6 protein-coding genes and 1 pseudogene are annotated in these 7,086 nt (G+C 61.0%); 3 read left to right on the top strand and 4 right to left on the bottom strand.

Annotated features, from left to right (window positions below):
- Positions 1–137: 137 nt before the first annotated feature.
- Positions 138–1,340 carry an MCE family protein gene (locus ACJH6I_RS31455; protein WP_079630311.1) on the bottom strand — a complete coding sequence of 401 codons (1,203 nt, stop codon included), beginning with the start codon at positions 1,338–1,340 and terminating at the stop codon, positions 138–140.
- Between the two features lie 244 nt (positions 1,341–1,584).
- Here ACJH6I_RS31455 and ACJH6I_RS31450 point away from each other — a divergent pair, with 244 nt between their 5' ends.
- Positions 1,585–2,346 carry a hypothetical protein gene (locus tag ACJH6I_RS31450; protein ID WP_079630310.1) on the top strand — a complete coding sequence of 254 codons (762 nt, stop codon included), beginning with the start codon at positions 1,585–1,587 and terminating at the stop codon, positions 2,344–2,346.
- A 284-nt stretch (positions 2,347–2,630) separates the two neighbouring features.
- Here ACJH6I_RS31450 and ACJH6I_RS31445 read toward each other — a convergent pair whose 3' ends face one another.
- Positions 2,631–4,142 carry a carboxylesterase/lipase family protein gene (locus tag ACJH6I_RS31445; RefSeq protein WP_079630309.1) on the bottom strand — a complete coding sequence of 504 codons (1,512 nt, stop codon included), beginning with the start codon at positions 4,140–4,142 and terminating at the stop codon, positions 2,631–2,633.
- 444 nt (positions 4,143–4,586) lie between these two features.
- Positions 4,587–5,009, bottom strand: coding sequence for a hypothetical protein (locus tag ACJH6I_RS31440; RefSeq protein WP_079630308.1), 423 nt, complete (start codon positions 5,007–5,009; stop codon positions 4,587–4,589).
- A gap of 247 nt (positions 5,010–5,256) precedes the next feature.
- On the opposite strand from ACJH6I_RS31440, the gene ACJH6I_RS31435 reads away from it, so the two are divergent.
- Together ACJH6I_RS31435 and ACJH6I_RS31430 are read left to right on the top strand one after the other, a co-directional pair.
- Entirely contained in the window at positions 5,257–5,970 is a 714-nt protein-coding gene (locus ACJH6I_RS31435) for a TetR/AcrR family transcriptional regulator (protein ID WP_095795392.1), read from the top strand.
- A 29-nt stretch (positions 5,971–5,999) separates the two neighbouring features.
- Entirely contained in the window at positions 6,000–6,167 is a 168-nt protein-coding gene (locus ACJH6I_RS31430; protein WP_165694933.1) for a hypothetical protein, read from the top strand.
- A gap of 92 nt (positions 6,168–6,259) precedes the next feature.
- Here ACJH6I_RS31430 and ACJH6I_RS31425 read toward each other — a convergent pair.
- Positions 6,260–7,086, bottom strand: a pseudogene (locus tag ACJH6I_RS31425) (hypothetical protein); the annotation flags it as partial.

Here is a 7,086-nt window from a genome sequence, read left to right as displayed (position 1 = left end):
CCCCGGAACCATCGCCCGACACCCCAGTGTCCGAGGTCGCCTGACGACCCTCGATCCACAGGATTTGACTATTTCTCTCACCAGCAACATGACGGCGGTGAAGATGCCGACTTTCAGAGCGGTTCGTTGCGTGGTCATTAGTACCGGTCTCGTTCGGCGTAGGCACCATTGAACAGAAACTGCAGCGTGGAGGGAGCGTCAAACTGCAGCTCGGTGTTGGGCTGATAGGGAACGTAGGCGTTGTCCGTCACCAGGAACGGTGGTCGATACCAGGATCCAGCTCCCTGTTTGGTCGGAAGATCAGGCAGGCCACGGCAGTTGGGGCCGCCCGAGGCATTGACCAGCGGCAGACTCTCCGGATACGTGTAGGCCGGTGACCCCGGGATGAAACCGGCGTTGACGAACAGGGCTGGTTGAGTGCCGCCGATGTAGGGACCGAATTTCTTGTATGCCTTGGCCAAAGAGGTTATGAGGCATCCATATTCGGGTGAGTACTGGCTCATGACCCCCAAAGGAGCGCGCAACCGCTGAATAGCAGCGATCAGGTCGGCCGCGGCGGGGGTGAGGGTGTCCGCGCCGGCATCCGCCAGGCCGGTGGCCGCAAGCAACGTCGCGCTGAGTTGGTCGCGCTCGTCGGCGATGGTGTGGCTGATCGGCGCAATGTTGCCCAGGGTGGATACCAGATCGTTAGCGGCCGCGTTGTAGACGTCGCCCACCGTGCTCGCCTTCGGCACGTCGTCTTCGAGTGTCGGCAAGTGTGGATTGATCGTCCCTAGGTATTGGTCGAGAGTCGCCACGGCGTCACCGATGCGCTTGCCGTTGCCGCGCAGGCCATTTCCGAGCGCGGTCAGTGTTGTGTTGAGTTGAACCGGATCGATCTTGTCGAGGGTGTTGACCAGTGTTTGAAACAGGGTGTTGACCTCAACGCTGACGTCGGCGGCCTGCAAATGCGCTTGCGGCGCGAGTCGGCTTCTTGCCGGTTGAGCCGGTGGAAGCAGTTCGACCGACTTGGCGCCGAAAATCGTGCTGCTGGCAATCCGGGCGGTGACGTTGGCCGGAATTTTGGACAATTCGTCGGTCCGGATGGCAAGGGTCAGTTGAGCCGACGCGCCGTCGTACGAGATCAGGGAGACCTTGCCGATCTGTACGCCGAGGAACTTCACCTTGGCGTCACGGTCCATCACCAGGCCGGCTCGCGGTGATGTCAAGGTCACGTTGACGGTGGGTGTGAATGTTCCCCGGTACGACAGGTAGGTGGTGCCTACGGTTGCCACGAAAGAGGCCGCCAAGGCCGCTGCGGCCAATCGCACCTTCGCTCGTCGACCGAACGAAATCTGCACTTCGAGCCCCCTTTCGAGGTAGGTCGGTCCACGTAGCAGGCCGCGCGGTCGCCGGCAATCAGCGTTGTCACCCGGACGCCCGAACCGGCAGGAAAACCCTAACACGTGTTATAACATCACAGACAATATAAAACTAGAGTCGGGTGCCTCTGTAAGTCACGCAAGGTTTTTCACACGCCGGCGACGGCAGCCCACGGCGCCGGGTTCACATCGTCTACCGTCCCCTCAACGTGGAGGCCCGTTCATGACAGACACGATCCGACACCGTGGCATCCGACGCGCATCCAGCCACCGCGGCTTCTCGTCGCTGCAGAAGGCGTTGTTCGGAGTACTGGCATTCTTCTTCGCCGTGCACCCGGTGTTCTGGTACTTGGAATTTCACGCCGGATTGCCGCATGAGGTCGCTTCGACGGCGATGGTGCTCGTCGTCATCGGCTGCTTCGTGACTGCGCTGATCCTGCCGTGGATCGCCTTCGCCGACCAGCGGGCGCGGACACGAGCTGAACGATTCGGCGCCATGGTGATCGTGTGGGTGTTCATCGCCCTGATCCCACGCTTCATTTGGGAACTGCCGTGGCTACTGCTCTTCGACCAGATCCGGGCAGGAGTAGAGAACGGATCAATCTGGACCTACATGTGGTCGCCCATCCTGCTCGGGGGTGACGCACGCTACCTCAACGCAGATCCACTGATCGTCTGCCTGGAGTGGATCGCCCTATTTGTCGGGCTGTTCGAAGCCTACGCGCTCTTCCAGTTTTTCCGAAATGGCAAGCGGTTCAGCAGCATCCAATTGTCGTTGATCATGGCCGGCATGATCGTGGAGGTCACGCTCCCAGCGGTCTACTTCGGCGTCGAGATCGCGCACAACTTCCAAAGTATGTCGTCGCCATTGCAGATGTGGGTGAAATTCTTCCTGATCAACGTCCTGTGGTGCACCATGCCACTAGTGACCTACTTCTGGGGCGTCCGCAGACTAGTCGCCCAAGACCTCGCAGTGCGCTTCTGACGCAATGCGTTTCACGTTCTCAATCTAGATTTCCCGCTATTTTGCAAATGACAACGTTTTGAGATGCCGCTGGGTCATCTGGATCGAATTCACCGGGCGCACTCCGCAACGAGACCAGCTGTGGCAGTGGGCAACTGATCAGCGGATCAGGAAGAGGATTGCTCCCTGGGCGTGGTGAGTGGCCGGCGGCGGTGTTGTCATTTCTCAGGCACGGCTTGGCGAAATTACCAGCTCAATGAGAAGCCGCCTTGCCCGCCTGCGCCGGATTGCGGCTGCACGTCGCACTAACCGGCTGTCGGCAGCCCTAGGGAGAAGCCGTCCCATGCTTGGCGGCGCACGGCATGCGGGTTGTGGTCGATGCGTGATTCGCGGTCGAAGACCATGACGGCACGCTCATCTGCGCGATAGTGAGGCCAGTCGTGGCCCGGAACTCCTGACTGGCTGAAGGCGAGCCACCGTCGTTGCATCTCGTCGCTGACACGAAGCGCTGCGGATCGGTCGGCCCCAGCGGTCAGTAGTTTGCCGACGGGGCTGCGGTACGCGTCGAAAACCGCGAACAGCTCGGTGGCATGTGTGGCACCTAGACCCGTCCAGCGGAGCACCCGGGGTGCATAGTCGAACTGATAGAGAAAGGTGGGAGCGTGGTTGCTGTGTGCCTCAGCGATCTGCCAGGCGGCTGAGCCGAAGACCAGGTCGCCTCCAAGCTGGACGCACGCCGCCGGATTGGGATAGCCGGGATAGGCCGCAGTGATCCTTTCTTTGTGACCGGGTTCGATGTCGGAAAGTAACTGTTCGATCGAATTTGGGTTCAGCGGAACGAGTTTGACGAGCCGGTCGAACAACTTCCCCTCCTCGGCATTGGTGCCGACAATCAGTGGTACGCGCGACGCAATGCCAGATCGCATGGCCTCGACCGGTTCGACGGGCAGGAAGTCGGTGCCGTAAGTGGGACCAAACGGGAACGCACCCAACTCGGTGGTCTGGTCGGTCAACGACAGTTGTGCGGCCACCAGCTGATCAGGTCCGGCGTCCATGAGCGCAGGAGCCGCGCCGGTAACCCGTAGGCCCAACGTTTCCGCATAGCGCGAGGCGAACTCAGCGGCGACGGCCGGCGTTCGGCTCAACACACTTGCCGGACTCTCAGAAATGGCCCGCGCAAATAGCCCGCGTGCAGCAGGGACCGCGAGCAGCGTGGCGACGGTATGTGCGCCGGCACTTTCACCGAAGATGGTCACGTTGCCCGGGTCGCCCCCGAACTTCGCAATGTTGTCGCGCACCCAGGTCAATGCCAACACCACGTCGCGCAGGTACAGGTTGTCCTCGATGGTGATATCGGCAGTCGACAAGGACGACAGATCGAGGCAGCCCAGCGCGCCGAGGCGGTAATTCACCGACACAAAGACGCATCCTTGGCGCGCGAGGGCGGCGCCGTCGTAGAGCGGCGTGGCGGAACTGCCGAGCATGTAAGCGCCACCGTGGATGAAGACCATCACCGGTAGCGGCTGGTCGCCCGACCCCTCCGGGGCCGTCACGTTGAGCGTCAGACAGTCCTCGCTCATCGACTGGTATCTGCCCAGTCCCACCATCGTGTACTTGCGCTCTTGATATGCACAGTGTCGAAATTCGTGGCACTCGCGAATTCCGAGCCACGATTCCGCCGGCTGTGGAGCACGCCACCGCAGTAGGCCGATCGGTGGGCGGCCGTACGGGATCGACCGCCAGCGGTGCACCCCAGCTTCGGTGAAGCCTTCGACGGTTCCGGAGGTGATCGTGGTTGTGACGGTGCTTTTCGCCATAACTTGACGCTAGTCAAAAATGGCCTCTTGGGCTGAGTGCGCCCGGGAGGAGATGACTCATGCCCGCGCAGTGGGTGACGGGGTACGGCATCGGCCACTCCATCGACGTCAGCCGGAATTATGGAGATCGGCCCCTTCGCACCTGCAAACCGCCAGGTCATGCGGTCGATGAGGCGATCCGGTGTGCTCATGTGATCCCAGCACTCCGGGAGTCGGAAGTGGGAGCTACCGCGCATCGCGGCGGTGGGGTCGCGTTCACCACAGCTATCGCGCGGCTCCATGAATGTCGAATGGCGCGACGGTTCTCATGGCAGGCGGTTATCGGCAAATGGGTCTGACCCCCAATTGGATTGCGCGGGTGGTCCGCACGCTGTGGCTTGCACGGCACAATCTGTGACCTGTCGGTCGTCGGGGTTTGCCATTTCGGCAGCGCGAGTTGCTCGTCTAGTGCTTCCCATCCAGTTTGACCGTTGCCTCGGTGATTCCCTTGACGCAGCCGTCGGCGATGAAAGCGCCGGCGCCCGCCAGGTCGTAGGGCGGGGGCATTTCTTCGAAACCTCCGTCCGCCGTGTACTCCACAAGTCCGAACATTCCGTGGGTAAGGCAGTCGGTGACCGCCTCAGCCACCTGTTCGGGCAGGGGGTGACTCTTTTGCCCGACCTCGACCCAATGCGGGGTACCCCATAGGTCGCAACCGTGGCCTTTCAGGCCATTACCGGTGACCGCCTTGATGACGCAGTTGGTCTCCAGGTACTTCTTTGTCGCTGCCTGAGCCAGAGCCGGCTGTGCGGCCACCGATCCCGCGCTCAGCGACGCGGTCGCTGCGACCACCGCCGCCCAGCGCCGGGCGTTTGTTCCGAACCTCATGTCATCTCCCTTTTCGGCGTATCGGCGCTGGTCGGAGCCGATGAATCAACGGTACCGACCTGAAACATAGAAATCTATGACTGAGAGATATATTTATATGATTCAGACTGTCTTTAATATGAATCAGTGTAAGTTATGAACCGAATGGTATTCTGACTCGGACGTAAACGTCACGCGCTGACGGACCGTCGCGCCCTTGACATAGATGGGTTCACCGGCGACCGCCGGTCAACAGAGTGAGGTCCTCATGGCCACGGAAGACAAACGAAATCAGTCCGGCGTAGCCGCTCGACGCAAGGCGAAGATCAAAGAAGCGCAGCTGCGCGGCGCCGAGACTCGCCGAGTCAAGACTGAGGACAGGCTGTTGAACTCGTTCTTGGAGCTGGGCCGTTCGACGGACGCTGACCGCAAGATCACCGCCACTGAAATTTGTAAACACGCCGACATCAGCCCCGCGACCTTCTATGGCCGCTTCCCCGATGGCACCGCCGATCTGATCCAACTGGCCGCAGTTCGGCTACGCGACAACGCATCTGAGCTCATCGCGGCAGACATCGATCGAAGGGGTGGTGCGGTCGAGCAAGGGGAACGGGTCGCTGTCGCAGTCGCCCGCCTGGTTGAGCAACTGACCACTTACCCCAACCTTTTCAATTTCGAGCGCATCATCCCTAAGCAGGCCATCTATGACCTGGCTGCAGTCATAGAGGATGCGATCATCGGGACCCGACAGCCGTCAGAAGAAATCAAGCACCGAGCCGAGATCATCGCGAAGTATCACACCACCACCGTGGTCGGGATCCTGCGAACCACCCTCGGCGACCACGTCGATCGCCCGGACTATCGATTGCGGGTCGCGCGGCGCACCGTGTCGCAGATACTCCCAGTCCTTGCCACGGACGAGTCCGCGTTTGACGAGGAGATCGACATCGTCGGCGAGCTATTCGCCGGCGGAACCGACTAGGACCGCGGACTCGCGCGTAGCATCGGGAAATGGGTGTAGACCAGGCTCGGGACGGCTTGCCGGACGACGCCGCCCAGTTTTCGGAGGACGAACGCCGCGCACGTATCAACGAGATCGCCCTAAGCATAGCCGAGAACAGCAGGGAGCTGCTCGAGCGCCTCGCGCGACGAGACCAGTACGGTTCGGAGCCGACGTAAGTGGGCATTACCGGCGCGTCCGATGGACCTGATGTCGGCGGATGCGGCGCTGGCCTCTTCGAAGCAGTGACTATCCGATGGATAGTCGGTTGCTAGCTGTTCACCCGCGCATCTGTGAAAAGTGAACGGACGGACCACCTGGGGTCATTGAGAAGTATGTCTCGCGCTGCGGAGTCCTGACGGTGTATCGCCTTAACGAGGGCGTGTGCCGATGCAATTCGCACACGGACATCTGCGTCACGGGCTAACGCTGTCCCGAGCTCATCGGGAATGTCTGCTGAGTCGGCCCACAGTATGGCGGCGAGACGGCGTAACGGCCAGCTGCCCTGTGCAAGGAAGCCGATGCTGTCACGCAGGTCAGTGCCTACACGTTCAAGTGCTGTTGCAATTCTGTAGTCCTCGTCCGAGCCGACACCGATGAGACGCAGCGCAGCGTCGCGCACCCGCCGCTTCTCATCGGACGAAACGGCTAACTTTGCGGCCAAATATGTTGCCGCTGGCCGGCAGTCGCTTTTGTCGTTGATGCGCATTGCGCTCAACGGACTGCTCATCGATGCGTTGTCGGCGTCGGCGGACGAGAAAGGTGGACGTGTTGCGAAATCCATCGCTGTTTCGAAGAAGCCAGTGCGATGCTCATCGTCCAGGTTGGCGACTAGGTTGCTGGCGGCGATGAGGTAACTATCACGGTTCGTGGCCGGTTCCCAAGGGGAGGCGGCGTTCGATAGAAGCATCTTGATGCAGGCGATGCGTGTCTCTACGGGCAGTACGGCCGCAAGCAGCGAGTCATTGACTATACCTGTCCCCCCGATTCCAAACCCGTTGGGCCCGTTCCGTGTTGGTTCAGAGCAATGATCAGAACCTGTGGATGAGCCTTGGTAGGGCGGCGTGAATGTGGGCGCGCCTTCCCGGGGATGATCAC

Source organism: Mycobacterium sp. SMC-13, assembly GCF_045311035.1.
Lineage (GTDB): Bacteria > Actinomycetota > Actinomycetes > Mycobacteriales > Mycobacteriaceae > Mycobacterium.
The sequence above is the reverse complement of the archived record's forward strand: the minus strand, read 5'-3'. Positions and strand labels throughout refer to the sequence as shown.